The following is a 1,022-nucleotide window of genomic DNA, read 5'->3' as shown; positions in this document are numbered from 1 at the left end:
GGTAGAAAACTGATCAAGGAGGATCTATGCCTCGTACATTGAATACACAAGACTTCGACGATAAACAAAAAGAAATCAAAGACTCAGAATACGCTCGTACAATACCATCTTATCAGGTGAGCATTTCAGCGCCCTTTCATTGGTTGTCGCTTGCTCTGCACGACTTAGTGAGAATGCCATTAATCAGCGCATTTTACGGTTTGTGCTTTATGGGTGCGGCCATCGCCATTGTTCAACTTGTCCAATGGCAAGGAACACATTTAGTCGTTATGCCAAGCTTGATTGTGTACATGCTAATAGGGCCGTTTCTTGCCCTAGGCTTATATGACGCAGCCTGGGAAAGAGAAAAGGGGCACAACGCTAGCCTACTTCACTCGATGAAAGCCATCACACGCAACTCAACCCACCAATGGGCGTTTGCGATTGTATTAATGGTTGCGATGATATTCTGGATGCGTATCGCTGCATTATTGCACGCACTTTACCCTTCAGTACAAGGGGCACCATTGACCGAATTTGCTCCCTTCTTAATTACAGGGTCTGTGATTGGTTTTGTTATCGCTAGCCTGATATTTAGTATCTCAGCATTTTCAATTCCACTAATGATGGAAAGACGTGTAGATGTAATGAGTGCGATTTTTACTAGCTTCAACGCTGTTAAATCAAACATCCCTGCGATGGTCGTTTGGGCGGGTATCATTGGTACTGGTATCTTAGTCGGCTTCGCGACCTACGGTGTGGGTATGATTGTAACGATGCCATTACTTGGTTACGGAACCTGGCATGCTTACCACGAAGTCATCAAAAAGAAACATCATGTTTAAATCGTTTCACGATCGATGAGCAATGTTATGATGAGGCCTTAGCTTAAACGCTGAGGCTTTTTTTTGGAGTTAACAACGCTTGTCTTACACCCCGCAACAACATCGAGTAAATAAAAAACTGGGCGAATGCCTAGCTATTGCTAATCAACATTTTTCTCGTGAATTTCCATGCCCAACCGTCACTTACAAGTTAAGAGG

Annotated in this window: 1 protein-coding gene and 1 pseudogene; both read left to right on the top strand. The window is 43.6% G+C overall.

Annotated elements, in window-relative coordinates; translation table 11 throughout:
- The first annotated feature begins 26 nt into the window (after positions 1 to 26).
- Positions 27 to 824 (top strand): DUF2189 domain-containing protein, encoded by a 798-nt coding sequence (locus tag AB4496_RS28060; protein ID WP_102258159.1) that lies wholly within the window; start codon positions 27 to 29, stop codon positions 822 to 824.
- A 79-nt stretch (positions 825 to 903) separates the two neighbouring features.
- Positions 904 to 1,022: pseudogene (locus tag AB4496_RS28055) on the top strand (SprT family protein); the annotation flags it as partial.

Source organism: Vibrio sp. 10N.222.46.A1 (genome assembly GCF_041473595.1).
Lineage (GTDB): Bacteria > Pseudomonadota > Gammaproteobacteria > Enterobacterales > Vibrionaceae > Vibrio > Vibrio tasmaniensis_A.
This window is presented reverse-complemented; position numbering and strand designations above follow the sequence as displayed.